12 protein-coding genes are annotated in these 17,010 nt (G+C 73.1%); 4 read left to right on the top strand and 8 right to left on the bottom strand.

Translation table 11 applies throughout. The features are described from left to right. Window positions 1-181: 181 nt before the first annotated feature. From sucD to ACIBJG_RS14005, 7 genes are all read right to left on the bottom strand, one after another. Complete coding sequence (gene sucD, locus ACIBJG_RS14035) at window positions 182-1,066, bottom strand: succinate--CoA ligase subunit alpha (protein WP_399307734.1); 885 nt, start codon at window positions 1,064-1,066, stop codon at window positions 182-184. A 21-nt stretch (window positions 1,067-1,087) separates the two neighbouring features. Then, on the bottom strand, window positions 1,088-2,269 hold the full coding sequence (gene sucC / locus ACIBJG_RS14030) for an ADP-forming succinate--CoA ligase subunit beta (RefSeq protein ID WP_399307733.1): 1,182 nt from the start codon (window positions 2,267-2,269) through the stop codon (window positions 1,088-1,090). Window positions 2,270-2,595: 326 nt separating this feature from the next. Then, window positions 2,596-3,882, bottom strand: coding sequence for a hypothetical protein (locus ACIBJG_RS14025; protein WP_399307732.1), 1,287 nt, complete (start codon window positions 3,880-3,882; stop codon window positions 2,596-2,598). Between the two features lie 108 nt (window positions 3,883-3,990). After that, a complete protein-coding gene (locus ACIBJG_RS14020) occupies window positions 3,991-4,920 on the bottom strand; it encodes a hypothetical protein (RefSeq protein ID WP_399307731.1) in 930 nt (309 codons plus the stop codon). Window positions 4,921-5,023: 103 nt separating this feature from the next. Then, on the bottom strand, window positions 5,024-6,166 hold the full coding sequence (locus ACIBJG_RS14015; RefSeq protein WP_399307958.1) for a vWA domain-containing protein: 1,143 nt from the start codon (window positions 6,164-6,166) through the stop codon (window positions 5,024-5,026). A gap of 104 nt (window positions 6,167-6,270) precedes the next feature. Further along, window positions 6,271-8,667: a DUF5682 family protein gene (locus ACIBJG_RS14010; RefSeq protein ID WP_399307730.1), complete on the bottom strand. Its 2,397-nt coding sequence runs from the start codon at window positions 8,665-8,667 to the stop codon at window positions 6,271-6,273. Further along, complete coding sequence (locus ACIBJG_RS14005; protein WP_399307729.1) at window positions 8,664-9,776, bottom strand: AAA family ATPase; 1,113 nt, start codon at window positions 9,774-9,776, stop codon at window positions 8,664-8,666. The genes ACIBJG_RS14010 and ACIBJG_RS14005 overlap by 4 nt, the downstream gene beginning before the upstream one ends. Window positions 9,777-9,893: 117 nt before the next feature. Between ACIBJG_RS14005 and ACIBJG_RS14000 the strand changes: the two genes are divergently transcribed. Together ACIBJG_RS14000 and ACIBJG_RS13995 are read left to right on the top strand one after the other, a co-directional pair. Next, entirely contained in the window at window positions 9,894-11,333 is a 1,440-nt protein-coding gene (locus tag ACIBJG_RS14000) for an SWIM zinc finger family protein (RefSeq protein ID WP_399307728.1), read from the top strand. A 16-nt stretch (window positions 11,334-11,349) separates the two neighbouring features. Then, window positions 11,350-13,089, top strand: coding sequence for a DUF5691 domain-containing protein (locus ACIBJG_RS13995; RefSeq protein WP_399307727.1), 1,740 nt, complete (start codon window positions 11,350-11,352; stop codon window positions 13,087-13,089). Window positions 13,090-13,171: 82 nt separating this feature from the next. On the opposite strand, the gene ACIBJG_RS13990 is transcribed toward ACIBJG_RS13995, so the two are convergent. Continuing rightward, window positions 13,172-13,585, bottom strand: a complete 414-nt coding sequence (locus ACIBJG_RS13990) for a cobalamin B12-binding domain-containing protein (RefSeq protein ID WP_399307726.1) — start codon at window positions 13,583-13,585, stop codon at window positions 13,172-13,174. A 540-nt stretch (window positions 13,586-14,125) separates the two neighbouring features. On the opposite strand from ACIBJG_RS13990, the gene ACIBJG_RS13985 reads away from it, so the two are divergent. Then, the gene (locus tag ACIBJG_RS13985) at window positions 14,126-15,061 is read left to right on the top strand and encodes an esterase/lipase family protein (RefSeq protein ID WP_399307957.1); all 936 of its coding nucleotides are present in this window, start codon (window positions 14,126-14,128) and stop codon (window positions 15,059-15,061) included. Window positions 15,062-15,356: 295 nt separating this feature from the next. After that, a complete protein-coding gene (locus ACIBJG_RS13980; RefSeq protein ID WP_399307725.1) occupies window positions 15,357-17,009 on the top strand; it encodes a peptidoglycan DD-metalloendopeptidase family protein in 1,653 nt (550 codons plus the stop codon). Window position 17,010 lies beyond the last annotated feature (1 nt).

Below are 17,010 nucleotides of genomic sequence, written 5' to 3'. Positions count from 1 at the left end.
TATGATGGGGGGGGCGGTGGGGGGCCGGGGGGGGGCCGGGGGGCCCCCGGGGGGGGGGGGGGCCCCCCCCCCCCCCCCCCCCCCCCCCCCCCGCGGGGGGCCCCCCCCCCGCGGGGGGGGCCGGCCCCCGCGTCTCTGTGCGGTGACGCGTTCCTGCGGTGGTGCTCCGACGCGGTGAGCGTCAGGCGCCGAGGATCTCGCGAGCCAGCTTGGCGGTCTCGGTCGGCGTCTTGCCGACCTTGACGCCGGCGGCCTCGAGGGCCTCCTTCTTGGCCTGCGCGGTGCCGGAGGAGCCGGAGACGATGGCGCCGGCGTGGCCCATGGTCTTGCCCTCGGGGGCGGTGAAGCCCGCGACGTAACCGACGACCGGCTTGGTGACGTTCTTCGCGATGAAGTCCGCCGCACGCTCCTCGGCGTCGCCGCCGATCTCGCCGATCATGACGATCAGGTCGGTGTCGGGGTCGGCCTCGAACGCCTCGAGGGCGTCGATGTGCGTCGTACCGATGACCGGGTCGCCACCGATGCCGACGGCCGACGAGAAGCCGATGTCACGGAGCTCGTACATCATCTGGTAGGTCAGCGTGCCGGACTTCGACACGAGACCGATGCGGCCGGGCTTGGTGATGTCGCCCGGGATGATGCCGGCGTTGGACTGGCCGGGGGTGATGAGACCCGGGCAGTTCGGGCCGATGATCCGGGTCTTGTTGCCCTTCGCGCCGGCGTACGCCCAGAAGGCGGCCGAGTCGTGGACGGCGATGCCCTCGGTGATCACGACGGCGAGCGGGATCTCGGCGTCGATCGCCTCGATGACGGCGGCCTTCGAGAAGGCCGGCGGCACGAAGAGGACGGACACGTTCGCGCCGGTCTTCTCCATCGCCTCGGCGACGGAGCCGAAGACCGGTACCTCGGTGCCGTCGAACTCGACGGTCGTGCCGGCCTTGCGCGGGTTCACGCCGCCGACGATGTTGGTGCCGTCGGTGAGCATGAGCTTGGTGTGCTTCATGCCCGTCGAGCCGGTCATCCCCTGGACGATGACCTTGCTGTCCTTGGTGAGGAAGATAGCCATGGTGGTCTGAGTCCCTCTTCCTTACTTCGCAGCCGCGGCGAGCTCGGCGGCCTTGTCGGCCGCGCCGTCCATGGTGTCCACGCGCTGGACCAGCGGGTGGTTGGCGTCGGAAAGGATCTTGCGACCCAGCTCCGCGTTGTTGCCGTCAAGGCGCACGACGAGCGGCTTGGTGACCGCTTCGCCCTTGGACTTGAGCAGCTCGAGCGCCTGGACGATGCCGTTGGCGACCTCGTCACAGGCGGTGATGCCACCGAAGACGTTGACGAACACGGACTTGACGTCCGGGTCGCCGAGAATGATCTCCAGGCCGTTCGCCATGACCTCTGCGGAGGCGCCGCCACCGATGTCGAGGAAGTTGGCGGGCTTCACGTTGCCGTGGTTCTCACCGGCGTACGCGACGACGTCCAGGGTCGACATGACCAGACCGGCACCGTTACCGATGATGCCGACCTCGCCGTCGAGCTTGACGTAGTTGAGGTTCTTGGCCTTGGCGGCAGCCTCGAGCGGGTTGGCTGCGGCCTTGTCCTCGAGCGCCTCGTGACCCGGCTGACGGAAGTCGGCGTTCTCGTCGAGAGACACCTTTCCGTCCAGCGCCAGGATCCGGCCGTCCTTGGTCTTCACCAGCGGGTTGACCTCGACGAGGAGGGCGTCCTCCGCGACGAAGGTGTCCCACAGGGTCACCATGGCCTCGGCGACACCCTCGGCCACGTCGGCCGGGAACTTCGCCTGGGCCACGATCTCGCGGGCCTTGACGATGTCCACGCCGTCAACGGCGTTGACCGGGACCTTCGCGAGGGCCTCGGGAGTCTTCTCCGCGACCTCCTCGATGTCCATGCCGCCCTGCACCGAGGCCATGGCCAGGAAGGTGCGGTTGGTGCGGTCGAGGAGGTACGAGACGTAGTACTCCGCCTCGATCTCCGGGGACAGCTCGGCGATCATCACCTTGTGGACCGTGTGGCCCTTGATGTCCATGCCGAGGATGTCGGTCGCCCTGGCGACCGCCTCGTCGGGGTCGGCGGCCAGCTTCACGCCGCCGGCCTTGCCTCGGCCACCGACCTTCACCTGTGCCTTGACGACAGACTTGCCGCCCAGCCGCTCGGTCGCCTCGCGGGCTGCCTCAGGCGTCTCGATCACTTCACCGGCCAGCACCGGTACACCGTGCTTGGCGAAGAGGTCCCTCGCCTGGTACTCGAACAGGTCCACGCGCGTCCGTCCCTTATCAAATGGTCTCGCGGTTGGTTTTCTGCGTGGGCGTGCCGCGAGGGGCAACGTGACTGCTCTGTCACAAGGAAGGCGCACACGGTGACCGAATACGCGGCATGTCCGTCTCGCAGGTTATCCCCGAGCCCCGCAGGACCCTAAATCGCAGATCGCACCTGGGCGGTGATTACGGTCACAGATCGCGCTGGTGGCCGGGTCGGAGTGGACAAATCGACTCGGGGCGGCGGGGCCGCCGCCCCGCGGACCGGGCGGTCCCCCCGGTCCGGACCACGCCGGGTCCGGACCGTGCGGGAGACCGCCCGGCACTCTCAGATCCCCTGGAGCGGGTACGCCGGAGCGGTGACGGAGTGCGCCGGGTTCAGCGACGAGACGGTCGCCGAGGCCGACGACACGGTGTCGGAGACGTAGGCGGGCGTGACCGAGGTCAGCCCTTCGGTGCCGTACGCGGCGTGCGCCACGGCCGGGCGGGCGTCGTCACCGACGGTGGACACGAGACCGCCCGCGAAGGGACGGGCCTCGGAGCCGACGCCCTGGGCGAGCGGCATCACCTGGCCGGTGACCCCCTGCGCGAAGGGGGCCACGGCGTCGCCGGTCAGGCCCTGGGCCAGCGGCTGAGCCTCGGAGACGACGCCCTCGGCGAACGGCTGGACCGCGCCGGTCACGCCGTACGCCAGGGGCTGGACCTCGGTCGTCACCCCCTGCACGAAGGGCACGGCAGCCTGCGTCACCACTCCGTCGGCGAACGGTGTGACCTCACCGGTGACGCCCTGAGCGAGGGTGGAGACATCACCGAGGGCCTGCCCGACGACGGGCAGCACCGAGGAGACGGCGTCGGCGACGAGGGGCGGCAGCACGGCGTCGGATGTCTGCCCGACGACCGGGGCGGCCTGGGCGAGGGTGCCTTCGGCCGTGGTCCCGGCGGTGGTCCCGGCGGTGGTCCCGGCGGTGGTCCCGGCAGTGTCGAGTGCGTGGGGCGCCGCGGTCTGGCTGTAGTTCTGGCCGATGTGCTGCCCGACGTTCTGACCGATGTTCTGGCCAATGCCCTGGCCGATGTGCTGCCCGGTGTCGTGCCCGTAACCAGGGAGCTGTTCGATGGGGCCGAAGAGGTAGTCGACGGGCGCCTCGGGGACGGAGGTTGCGGGGATGGCGGGGATGGCGGGGGTGTCGGGGGTGTCGACCGTGCTGCTCGTGGCCTTCCCGACGGTTTCGGCGACCTGGTCACGGACCTGGGAGGCGTGACCGGCGACGGCGCCGCGGGCTTCGGCGCTTCGGGCTTCGGCGCTTCGGGCTTCCGTGGTGCGGGCTTCCGTGGTGCGGGCTTCCGCGCTGCGGGCTTCCGCGCTGCGGGCGGCGGACGTCACGTCGGCCGCCTTCGCCCGGGTGGTGTCCTGGAGACCTCCGGCCTTGCCGACGGCGTCCACACCGTCGACGCCTCCGATCACGTCGGCCACATCGGCGACGTCGGCCGCGTGGTCGGGGGTGGACAGCGGGAGGGAGACGGGCAGTTCGTCCGCGCTTGCGGCTGCGGTGCCGAGGGCCCACATACCGGTGGCCGTGGCAGCGACGGCTATGGAACGGCGGATGTTCTTGTGCATGTGTGTGTCAGATCCTTCGAATGTGTTCGGCGGTCCGGAGTACGTCCGGACGGCGGGCAGACCTGTTCCGCCCCCGCGCGGCAGGTCGGGGCGGGGGAAAGGCCTGCCCTAGCCGGGGAATTCGAGGATGTCGCCTGATCTGTCACGGACGGGTGCGACGGTCGCCGGAAGACCGGCGCCGCGAACGAGTCCGAAGGAGGTGCCGTCCGCCAGGGGGCCGGCCTGCTGGTCACCGCCACGGGGCGGGTGGGCCTCGGCGGGCGCGGAGTGGCTCTGCCCGCCGTCGGGCACGAAGGGCCCCCGGGGCGCCGGACGGTGGTCCGCCGCGACCTCCCGGTGAGGGGCTGCCGCTGCCTCGCTCGACGCGGGGAACGCGGCCGGTGCCGCAGTGATGTGGGGGACGGACGCGCTGACGGGACGCGGCGCGGCCGAGGGGCCCGGTGCAGCGCTGCCGGGTGCGTCGGATACCGGCACGGGACCGGTCTGCGGCGCCTCCGGCACGGCCGGCAACGACGGGACCGGCAGGGGCCATTCGCCCGGGACCGGGAGGTCCGCCGTGATGCCGTGGAAGCCGCTGACGGCCGTGCCGACGGTCCTCTCGACGACCTCGACGACCTCGCTGGCCCCGCCGGCCCCGACGGCCTCGCTGACGGGCCGGGTCGCCTGCCGGACGGTGTTCCGTACGGGCTCGGCGACCGGGTGCGGCGCCGTACGGGCTGCGTCGCCCCGGGGCGACGGCAAGGGCCTGGGCGCGGGCCGGGTGGCCGGAACGGCATCCTCGCCCCGCTTCTCCCTCTCCATCTCCCTCTCCGGTACGGGAGGTGTGGCGGCTTCCGGTATCACCGCATCCGTTGCCGCCTCTGCCACCGCCCGGACGGGCTGCTGATCCGGCTGCTGGTCCGCCTGCGCACGCGCGCCGAAGAGCAGGCCCAGTGCCAGCAGTCCACCGAGGAAGAGCACCACCTGCAGCGCGCGCCGGCCCGCCGCTCCGCGCCGGGGGCGCGGGGCGGTCGCGGGACCGGCAACTGCGGTGGTCACGTGGGAGCGAGCCTCTCAGGATGGCGTGGACCGCGGAATGCGATCCTCCGCGGACGTCGGGACGATGCTTGCACGAGGCGCCCGGGGTCGCGCAAGTCCCCTGTTACTGATGGGTCTCCTTGTCCGGTATGGGCAGGGGCCGCTTCTCGATCGCGGCCGCCATCACGTCAGGGAAGAGGTCCGGCGTGCAGGCGAAGGCGGGGGCGCCCAGTGCGGAGAGCGCCGCCGCGTGGTCACGGTCGTAGGCGGGGGCGCCCTCGTCCGACAGGGCGAGCAGGGTCACGAACTGCACTCCGGACGCCTTCATCGCGGCGACCCGCTTCAGCATCTCGTTGCGGATGCCGCCCTCGTAGAGGTCGCTGATGAGCACCACGACGGTGTCGGCGGGGCGGTTGATCCTGGACTGGCAGTAGGCGAGCGCCCGGTTGATGTCGGTGCCCCCGCCGAGCTGGGTGCCGAAAAGCACGTCGACGGGGTCGTCGAGCTGGTCGGTGAGGTCGACGACCGCCGTGTCGAAGACGACCAGCCTGGTCCGCAGCGAGCGCATGGAGGCGAGGACGGCGCCGAAGACCGACGCGTACACGACGGAGGCCGCCATCGAACCCGACTGGTCGATACAGAGGATGACGTCCTTCTTCACGGACTGCACGGCCCGCCCGTAGCCGATGAGCCGCTCGGGGACGATCGTGCCGGCCCCGTCCTCGCCGGGGAGGGTGAGGTAGTTCTTGAGGTTGGCCCGGATGGTGCGGTCCCAGTCGATGTCGTGGTGCCGGGGCCGCGTGACCTTCGCGGAACGGTCCAGAGCCCCCGTGAGCGTGGCCCGGGTGCGGGTGGAGAGTTGCCTCTCCAGCTTCTCGACGACCTTGCGTACGACGGCTCTTGCCGTCTCCTTCGTCGGCTCGGGCATGACCTTGTTGAGCGAGAGCAGCGTGCCGACGAGATGGACGTCGGCCTCGACGGCCTCCAGCATCTCCGGTTCCAGCAGGAGCGCGGAGAGGCCCAGCCGGTCGATGGCATCGCGCTGCATGACCTGGACGACGGACGTGGGGAAGTACGTACGGATGTCACCCAGCCAGCGGGCCACGGACGGGGCCGAGGCCCCGAGTCCGGCCGACCGTCCGCTGCCGCCCCGGCCGCCGGGCCGGCCCCCGTTCTCGTAGAGCGCGGTCAGCGCACCGTCCATCGCGGCGTCGCGGCCGGTGAGGGTGCAGCCGGTGCTCTCCGCGCTGTCCGCGCCGAGCACCATGCGCCACCGCCTCAGCCGTTCCCCGTCGCCCGGGGAGGTCTTTGGCGCTCCCGCTGCCCCTGCCGTCGCTGCCGCGTCCACCGCGTGCGTTCCGGTTCCCGTCGTCATCCCGTGGCCCCCAGCCGTTCCTCGTGGTGTCCGGGTGTCTGCGCCGCCGCCCCGGCGTCCAGGTCCTGTGCGGGCCCTGGGCCCAGCAGAAGGCGGAGCACGGGCACCACCGCGTCCGCACGCTCCCCGTCGAGGACGGGTCCGAATCCGGGCGCCGTGGACTCGCGGCCCGGACCCGCTCCCGCGCCCGCGACCGTGCCGATGCCCGGGCCGCGCCGGACGAGTTCCCCCAACGTGCGCCGCACGCCCGCCTCGTACGCCGAGAAGGTGCGGCGCAGCAGCGGCAGTACGTCGGTGAAGGTGTCCGCGGGGACGCCGGTGAGCCAGGAGTCGACCAGGGCGAGCAACCGCTCGTCGTGGACCAGGAGCATGCCGCCGCCGGCCGCGCCGCCGACGAAGCCCTCGATCCACGCGGCGGCGTCGGCGGGAGGCGTCCCGGGCGAGAGGGCGAGGCCCATCAGCCGGGCGGCCTCGTCCTGCGCGAGGTGTCCGTCGTCGAGCAGCAGCCGCGCGGCCCGCCCACGGATCACACCGGCGACCGTGTCCCGGACGGCGAGCCGGTGCAGCACGGTTCTCCATCGCTCGCGCAGCCCGTCCGCGGTCGCCGGTACGGCACCGGCGAGCAGCCCGATCGCCGTGTGGACGCCGTCCACCTGACGGCGCAGGGCGGCGGCCCCGTCCGCGTCGAGTCCGGTGCAGGCGGGCGGCAGCCCGACACAGATCCGCTCCGCGAGCCCGGCCGCGACCTCTCCGAGCGCGGCGGTGTCCGTGGCGCGGACGTCTCCGTAGCGCAGGGTGCGGGCCAGGGCCGGCAGGGCGTCGGCGAGGTGGCCGACATCGGCGTCGAGGGCCGCACGGTCGGCGAGGACCCGCATCACGACGGGAAGCGCCTCGGGCAGTCCCGCGAGCAGGCAGCGCTCGGCCAGGGCCGTCACCTCGGCGAGCGAGGTGGCCGCCAGGGCGTCCGACCCGACGCGTGCGGTGGAGGCGGAGAGCACGGTGGTGCCCCAGACGCCCGCCTCCGCGACCCGTACGTACAGCTCGGGCTCCCAGTGCAGCCGCCAGCTCTCCCGGAAGGTGCCGGTGCTCCCCCGGCCTGCGGCCGGTTCGCCCCAGCCGATGCCGAGGAGGCGCAGGCGGTGCAGCAGCCTGCTGCGCGCGGCGTCGGTGTCCTTGCGCAGGTCGAGGTCCAGCTCCCGCTCCGCCGCCTCCGGTTTGAGCCGGAGGGTGCGCTGCTGCCGGCTGAGGTCGCGCTGGAGCGGCACGGCGGGGGCGGTGTCCGGCACTTCGCCGAGTGTCACGCCGACGACCAGCCGGTCCCGGACGAGGGCGAGCGGCACGTCGGAGCCCTCGCACATCACGGCCCGGACGGCGTCCGTCGTCTCGCCCAGTCCGGCCAGCGGCCGGCCCCGCATGGCCGCGAGCGTGTCGGCGAGCCGGACCGCCTCGATGACATGGGCGGAGGACACGAACCGGTCCTCGTCGCGCAGGAGTCCGGCGACCTTGGTCATCCAGCGCTCGACCGGGCGGTCCGGGGAGGCGAAAAGGTGCTCGTACCAGCCGGGCGAGTCGATCCCCGCCCCGTATCCGCTGTGCCGGGCGAGCCGCTGATGGGTCCAGGGCACCCAGGTCAGCTCGGCCTTGACCTTGGGAAGGCCCTTGAGGAGTGCCCGGTCGGCGGTCTGCGTCGTCCTCGCTTCGAGTGCGGGGATATGCCAGGCACCGCAGACCACGGCGAAGGCGCCGCCGAACTCCTTGCGCGCGGCGCGTAGTTGGATGCGCATATACGCCTCCCGGACCGCGTCCCTGGGGTGTCCGCCGTCCCCGTACACCTCGCGCAGGGCGGTCATCGCCTCGCCGAGCGCGGCGAAGGCGGCCAGCGGGTCGGCGGCTGCGGCTCCTGGCTCACCCGGAGTGCGGTGTTCGACGACGTCCTCCCACCAGCGCTCCGGGTCGTCGTAGCCCGCCGTCTCGGCCAGCACCCGGATCGGGTCGACGGGAACGGGCCGGGGCGCGTCGTCCTGTTCCGGGCCGCCGTCCTGCTCTGCCTCCTCCGTCATCGCGAGGGAGTGCGCCGCGGGCAGGTCGATGAAGCGGACCGGGACGCCGTGCGCCAGGGCCCAGCGGATCGCGACCCATTCGGGCGAGAACGCCGCGAACGGCCAGAACGCGGCCCGCCCCGGGTCGTCCACCGCATGGGCGAGCAGCGCGACGGGCGGCCGCATCTGTTCGTCGGCGGCGAGCGGCAGCAGCGCGTCGCCCTCGGGCGGACCCTCGATGAGCACCGCCTGCGGGCGGACCGCGTCCAGGGCGGCCAGGACGGCGCGGGCGGACCCGGGGCCGTGGTGCCGCACCCCGAGCAGCAGGGGCCCCGGCGGGCGCGCGCCGGTCATACGGAGACCTCACGGCAGGCGCGGTAGAAGTCCTTCCAGCCGTCCCGCTCGCGCACCACGGTCTCCAGGTACTCCTGCCAGACCACACGGTCGGCCGCCGGATCGCGGACCACCGCGCCGAGGATGCCGGCGGCGACGTCCCCGGGGCGCAGCACGCCGTCGCCGAAGTGGGCGGCGAGGGCCAGACCATTGGTGACGACGGAGATGGCCTCGGCCGTGGACAGCGTCCCCGAGGGGGACTTGAGCTTGGTGCGGCCGTCGGTCGTGACCCCGTCGCGCAGCTCGCGGAAGACCGTGACCACGCGGCGGATCTCCGCGAGGCCGTCGGGCGCGGACGGCAGGTCGAGCGAGCGCCCGACCTGGTCGACGCGGCGCGAGACGATGTCGACCTCCGCCTCCGGGGTGGCCGGCAGGGGCAACACCACGGTGTTGAAGCGGCGGCGCAGCGCGCTGGACAGCTCGTTGACCCCGCGGTCGCGGTCGTTGGCCGTGGCGATGACGTTGAAGCCGCGGACGGCCTGGACCTCCTGGCCCAGTTCGGGCAGCGGCAGGGTCTTCTCCGACAGGATCGTGATCAGTGCGTCCTGCACATCGGCGGGGATGCGGGTGAGTTCCTCGATCCGGGCGGTCATGCCTTCGGACATGGCGCGCATCAGCGGGCTGGGCACCAGCGCGTCACGGCTGGGGCCGTGCGCGAGCAGTTGGGCGTAGTTCCACCCGTAGCGGACGGCTTCCTCCGGTGTGCCCGCCGTGCCCTGGACGAGGAGCGTCGAGTCGCCGCTGACGGCGGCCGCGAGGTGCTCGGACACCCAGGTCTTGGCAGTGCCGGGCACGCCGAGGAGCAGCAGCGCGCGGTCGGTGGCGAGCGTGGTGACGGCGACTTCGACGAGGCGGCGCGGGCCCACGTACTTGGGTGTGATCACCGTGCCGTCGGACAGGGTGCCGCCGAGAAGATACGTGGCGACAGCCCACGGCGACAGCCGCCAACGCTCGGGCCGCGGACGGTCGTCGGCGGCCGCTAGAGCCTTCAGCTCGTCGGCGAAAGCGTCCTCGGCATGCGGGCGCAGGACGTCGGCGCCGATGGCTGCGGTGGTTTCGGACACGGTCATGGATCCCCCTCCAGATCGGTCGGCCTGGTGTGGTTCCCACCGTGCACCATGGCACTGACAATCGGCCTTCCCGCAGGTCAGGGCCCGTTGTCAGTGGTGCGGCCTACCGTCGTTCCCATGCTGCTGACTGACGGGGGAGAACCCTTGGGCGCCGCTGCTCCGGCGGCGCGCCGGACGGTGGAGCAGGTCCTGGCCCTGGCTCCTGACGACGCTTCACGCAAGGCGGGCAACAAGCTGGGTTCGGCCGGTCCGTGGTCGGACACCGGAGAGGATGGTTCGGGCGCGGTGTGGGGGCTGTGCCGGGGAAGCGGGAGCAAGCCCTACCGGACGGTGATCGACACCACGGGCCCCGCGTACAAGTGCAGTTGCCCCAGTCGCAAGTTCCCGTGCAAGCACGCGCTGGGCCTCCTGCTGCTCCTCGCGTCCGACGCGTCGGCCCTGCCCGCCGGCGAGCCGCCCGACTGGGCGGGCGAGTGGCTGGCGGGCCGTCGCACCCGCGCCCGAATAAAGGAACAGGCTCCGGGCGGCGGTCCGGCCGACCCCGAGGCGGCCCGACGCCGTGCCGAGCGCCGGGCGGAGCGGATCGGCGGCGGCGCGCAGGAGCTGGAGCAGCGCCTGACCGACCTGCTGCGCGGCGGGCTGGCCGCGGCCGAGCAGTCGGGGTACGGGCTGTGGGAGGAGACGGCCGCCCGCATGGTCGACGCGCAGGCACCGGGCCTGGCGGGCCGGGTGAGGGAGTTGGGCGCGATCCCGGCCTCCGGGCCCGGCTGGCCGGTGCGGCTGCTGGAGGAGTGCGCGCTGCTCCATCTGCTGGACACCGCGTGGCTGGGCATCGACCGGCTCCCACCTCCGCTGGCGGCGACGGTCCGCACCCGTGTGGGTCTCACGGCCCCTGCGGAGGGGCCGCCGGTCCGTGACCACTGGCTGGTCCTCGCGCAGTACGACACACCCGAGGGCAAGATCGTCACGCGCCGCATCTGGCTGTACGGCAGGGACTCGGGCCGCATCGCGCTGCTGCTGTCCTTCGGGGCGGCCGGGCGTTCCCCGGCGCAGGCCCTGCCGGTGGGCGTCACGCTCGACGCCGAGGTCACGCCCTATCCGGGGTCGGGACAGCTGAGGGCGGAGCTGGGCGAGCAGTTCGGCCTGCCCGTGCCGGCCGGATCACCGCCGCCGGGCGTCCCGGTCGGCGGGGCGATCGCCGCCTATGGCAGGGCTCTGCGCGACGACCCGTGGCTGGACTCCTGGCCGGTGACGCTGCGCGATGTCATACCCGTGCCGTCCGCGGACGGCTGGCAACTGGCGGACGCGCAGGGCGATGCGGCCCTGCCCGTGGCCGCTGCCGCGCTGTCCCGTCCGGCGTTGTGGAAGCTCGTCGCCCTCTCCGGCGGTGGTCCGGTCACCGTCTTCGGGGAGTGCGGCCACCGCGGCTTCGACCCACTCGCGGCATGGGCGCCCGGACGCGAGGACGACGGCGAGGACGAGGGCGACGGCACCGCGTCGGCGGATCCGTCGTCACGCGTCCGGCCGGAAGCCGCCGAGACCGTACCGCTCATCTGACCCTGGAGGAGGAGCGATGCCCCGCACCACCACAACCGTAGCCACGACCGCGAACACGGCCGCACACACGGCCGCACGCCCGACCGCACCCGAGCCGGGGTCTCCAACCGCCACACCCCGGACCGGCACTTCGGCCACCACGCCCACCGGGCGGCCGGTGCCCCTGCCCTGGGAGGAGCTCGTCACCTCGGCGCTGCTCGGCACCGACCGCCGCCCACCCGGGGCCGCGTCCGGCTCCGGCCCGGACGGCGCGGCAGCAGCGCTGCTGGACGCCGCCGCGCTGCACACCGTCCGGCGGCGGGCGGGCCTGCTGCCCGCCCCTGCGGCGCCCCGGCCCGATCCCGCGCCCGCCGACCCGCGGCCGGCACTTCCGGAGGCCGCCCGGAACAGGCTGGCACAACTGCTCGCGGACCGGGCGGCGCCCAGCGGTTCGGGTGGGAGGCGCGGCACGGCCCCCGATCTCACGGAGCTGATCCCTCAGTGGCTGGCCACCGCCAATCTGCACGGGTACCGGGCCCCGGACGCCGCACTGCCGCTCCTGCTGGACGCCGCCCGGGCGCGGACCGATCTGCGGCCCCCGGCGCTGGTGTTCGCCGGGCCGCGCGGGCTGTGGCTGGCCGGGCTGAACCCCGACTGGAAGTTCGCGCTGCGCGGCGCGTCCGGCAGCGCCCTGCTGCCCGAGGTGACGGACCCGGAGGCGGTGCGCCGCCTGTGGGAGGAGGGCCTGTTCGCCGAGCGCGTCGCTCTGCTGTCCGCCGTACGGGCACATGACGCGGGCGCCGCCCTCGCCCTGCTGGCCACCACCTGGTCCACGGAACGGGCCGAGGACCGCCTGATGTTCGTCGACTCCCTGCGTACGGGACTGTCCGGGGCCGACGAGGGGTTCCTGGAGCAGGCCCTCGCCGACCGCAGCCGCAATGTCCGCGCCACGGCCGCCGAGCTGCTGTCCGCGCTGCCCGGGTCGGCGCTGGCCCGCCGGATGGCGGCCCGCGCCCTGTCCTGCGTGAGCCCTGGGCTCACCGGCACCGGGCCGTCCGTGGCCGTGGAAGCCCCCCACGAATGCGATGCGGCGATGCAGCGGGACGGGGTGGTGGCGCTCCCGCCGTCGGGGCGGGGCGAACGGTCTTGGTGGCTGGGCCAGTTGGTGGAGTCGTCGCCGCTGTCCGTATGGCCGGCCCGGTTCGGCGGCCGCGCCGCACGGGAGATCGTCGCGCTGCCGGTGGCCGACGGCTGGGGCGAGGAACTGCACGCGGCCTGGTGCCGGGCGGCGGTGCGGCAGCGCGATCCGGACTGGGCGCGGGCGCTGCTCGGCGCCCCCTCGACGCCTCCGTCGAACGGCCCCGGCACGGCGTCGCTCGCCGAGCGGTCGAAGCTCCTGGCGGTTCTGCCCGCCGGCGAACGGGCCGGCTGGGTGGCCGGTTTCATCGCGGCCCACGGCCTGTCGGAGGCGTTCCAGCTGCTGGGGGTCTGCCCGACGCCGTGGGCGGAGCCGCTCGGGCGGTCCGTCGTGGACGCCCTCGACATCGCCCGGGACGCGGGCAGCTACCCCTGGAGTTTCAGCGGGGTGATGGGCCTCGCCGAGCGCTGTCTCGACCCGGCCGAGGCGGACCGGCTGGAGGTCCTCACCACGACGCCCGACGAGCCCGAGGACGCCTCACCGGGTGCGAACGGCTACTGGTCGGAGGCGTTCCGGCGCCTGGTCTCCACGTTGCGGCTGCGCGCGGCGATGGACAAGGAGCTGATACCGGGCGGCTGAGGCGGTGGGCGGCGGGGTGCGGTGCCCGGCCCGGGGCCCGCACGCCGCAGCAGTCCATGGCCCGCCACCGTCACCCTTGGACTCAGGCCCCGGCCGGCTGGCGGACGTTCGCGTTGACCCAGTCGACGATCGCGACCGTCGTCGCGCCCGGCGTGAAGATCTCCGCGACGCCCTGCTCCTTCAGCGGTGCGATGTCCGCCTCCGGGATGATGCCGCCGCCGAAGACCTTGATGTCCGCCGCGTCGCGCTCCTTCAGCAGCTCGATCACTTTCGCGAAGAGCGTGTTGTGCGCGCCGGAGAGGATCGAGAGGCCGATCGCGTCGGCGTCCTCCTGGATCGCGGTGTCCACGATCTGCTCAGGCGTCTGGTGGAGCCCCGTGTAGATGACCTCCATACCGGCGTCGCGCAGCGCTCGCGCGATCACCTTGGCCCCGCGGTCATGGCCGTCGAGGCCCGGCTTGGCCACCACCACACGGATCGGACCGGTCACACCCATCACTGCCTCCACATGCGTCTCCCGTGCCTGAAGGGCCAGGGATGTGAACGAACGTTATCGCCAGCATCCCGCAAGCCGCCGTTTCGCGGTGGACGGGGAGGGGGAAATCACACGTGGGACATGTTCACCGGGCACCGTTCCCGCAGCACGCGGCAGTCCTGCCGTGCGGGACCGGCCGCCAGGGGAGCCGCGACGAGGTCGCCGTACCACCGCGCCGTCAGCCGCACGGCACGGTGGTACGGCTCACCACCTGCCCGTTCGCCGGTCACCGAAGGTGATCCGGAAGACACGGCGGGCGGCGAGTCCCGGACGGCGACCGCCGGCCCGGACCTCCGGTATGGCGCCACACGAAAGGCCTTAGGGCAAACGGGACAGCGAGCCGCTTCTCCCGGGGGCCGGAGCAGGAGGTCGACCATGAAGACCCTGCGGACCGCGAAAACCCTGCAGACCAGGACGACTCTGCAGGCCAAGACGACCCTGCAGGCCCTGCAGGTCATAACGGCCCTGCAGACCGTGACGGCCCTGCAGACCGTGAGGACCCTGCAGACCCTGCCGTCTCTTCCCCTGCTCCTGCGCCGGCTGTGTACGGGCGCCGCCCGGCTGCCCTCCGTCCCCACACGATCCACCTGGGCGTCCGCGGCCCTGCTGAGGGCGACCGCGCTCGAGCTGGTGGTGCTCGCAGGGCACGTGCTCCTCTACCCCACCGGCATCACCGGCGAGCGGCACCCGGCGACGGATGCCCAGGCAGGAACGGCGACCGGCGCGCCGGGGCGAGCCGGCCGGGCCGCCGCGTCCACGACCGCCCCCGCAGGGACCACCGCCCTGCCCACCGGGCAGGACGAGCGGCCACCCGTTGTGCTGCTGCACGGCTTCATCGACAACCGCTCCGTCTTCGTACTACTGCGCCGCTCGCTGGCCCGGCACGGCTGGCGTCACCTGGAGTCGCTCAACTACTCCCCGCTGACCTGCGACATCCGCACGGCCGCCGAGCTGCTCGGCCGGCACGTCGAGGAGATCTGCGCCCGCACCGGCCATCGCGAGGTCGACATCGTCGGGCACAGCCTCGGCGGCCTCATAGCGCGCTACTACGTCCAGCGGCTGGGCGGCGACCGACGGGTCCGCACCCTCGTCACCCTCGGCACGCCGCACGGCGGCACCGCCGTGGCTCCGCTGGCCGGCGCCCACCCCATCGTGCGCCAGATGCGCAGCGGCTCGGCGCCGATCGAGGAGCTGCGGTTGCCCGCACCCGGCTGCCGCACCCGCTTCGTCAGCTTCTGGAGCGAGCTGGACCAGGTGATCGTCCCGGCCGAGGCGGCCTGCATCGACCACCCGGACCTCGACGCGGTGAACGTCCGGGTGACCGGCGTCGGCCACCTCGCCCTGCCCGTGCACCCCGCCGTGGCCGCCTGCATCCGCCAGGCGCTCGACGCCCACGAACCGGCCCAGCCGTCCCCCGGCACCGCCTCCGTGGCCTGAGGACGACCGGCATATGGGGGGGCCGGTCGGCCTGAATCTGCCGGAATCCGGAAGCCGCACCCCGTCCGGTCAACGCCGCACCCCACCCATAAATAGAACGAACCTCGAACATAGAGCCAAGGCTGTGTGAGCAGCCCGTCGAAAGACGGCCGATTGCCCGTTTCCTGAGCGCCGGGAAGCCGTCGAAGATTGTCGGCGTCGCATACCGCCGGGTACAGTCGCGGCCACTGCTTCCCCCCGGAGTCCCCACCGGACCCCGGACACTGGTCCTGCTGCCGAGGCGAGAGAGAAGTTGGTGAACGACCAGCACCCCCACGCCGGGTACGCCGGATACGACGGCCACTCCACGGGCGGCTTCGACAGCGACCCGCTCTTCGGCTCCCTTCCCGGCGGCTACGACGCCTCGTACGACACCACGTCCGGCTACGCCGCCCCGTACGACAGCGGCCAGGCCGGCCACAGCGGCACGTACGACTCCTCCCAGTGGGACACGGGCGCGCACCGCACGGCCGAGTACGGCCACACCGCCGACTACACGGCCTACACCGGGCAGCCGCAGCCACAGCCGTACGACGCAGGGCAGCAGTACGACACCGGCGCGACCTGGATCCCGACGGACGGCGGCTACGGCCACACGATCCCGGCCCAGCACGGCGACCCCGACTCCTCCGGCCAGTGGGACACCACCACCTGGCAGCAGAACGGCCAGTGGGCCGACACCGGCACGACGGGTCACGACACCGGTGCGTACGAGATCGGCGCGTACGACACCGGCACGTACGACACGGGCACGTACGACACCGGCGCCTACGACGCCACCGCATGGAACACGGGCGCCGGCACGGGCGCCACGCCCGAGCACGAACAGCAAACCGCGCAAACCTCGCATACCGCGACGGTTCCGAACGGAGCCGAACAGACGGCCCCGTACGCGTACGGAACCGACGAGGCGTACGAGCATCAGGCCTCCTACGCTTCCTACGACCCGTACGAGCCCTACCGGACCGCCGAGTTCAGCCTCCCGGAGACGGGCCTCGGCACGGAAGCCACCGAGGGCACCGAGTCCGGGTTCGACGCCCCGTCCCCGGCCCCGTCACCGTCCGACGAGCACGCCCGCGGCCACGAAGCCGCCGCCCCGGACTCCGCACCGGCCGGGAACCACCGCCCCGCAGGCCGCCCCGTCACCCGCAGTGGCGGCGGAAGCCGCAGCCGCAGGCGCTCCCCTGCGAAGCGTTCCGCACTCCTCACCGTCGCCGTTCCGTCCGCCTGCGTGATGAGCGTGGCGGGCATCGCCGCGGCCTCCGTGGGCGGAATGGGTGGCGGCGAGGAGAAGAAGGACGAGACCACGACCATGGCGGCCGCCGACCCCGGCACGGTCAAGCCCGTCGCGGCCAACAACAAGCTGGACACCCAGCTGGCCAACCTCAGCGCCGACGCGGAGAACTTCGCCGATCGCGCCAGCCGCACCCAGGAGCGCATCGACCTCAAGGCGCGGCAGGTCGCCGAGAAGAAGAAGCGTGCGGACGAGGCCGCCCGCAAGGAGGCCCTGCGCCCGAAGTTCGTCATGCCGGTCAAACAGCACGGCCTCAGCGCGTACTTCGGCCAGGCGGGCGTCAACTGGATGTCCGTGCACACGGGCATCGACTTCCCCGTCGACTACGGCACGCCGGTGATGTCGGCGACCGACGGCACCGTCCGTACGCAGTTCAACACCGCCTACGGGAACATGGCCATCGTCACCGCGGCCGACGGCACCGAGACCTGGTACTGCCACCTCAGCAGCACCCGGATCCGCTCGGGCTCGGTCAAGGCCGGTGACGTCATCGCGCACTCCGGCGACTCCGGCAACTCGACGGGCCCGCACCTGCACTTCGAGGTACGCCCCGGCGGCGGCGCGGCGATCGACCCGCTGCCCTGGCTCCGCAGCCACAACATCAACCCGAACTGAC

This window comes from Streptomyces sp. NPDC050422 (assembly GCF_044458665.1).
Classification (GTDB): domain Bacteria; phylum Actinomycetota; class Actinomycetes; order Streptomycetales; family Streptomycetaceae; genus Streptomyces.
This window is presented reverse-complemented; position numbering and strand designations above follow the sequence as displayed.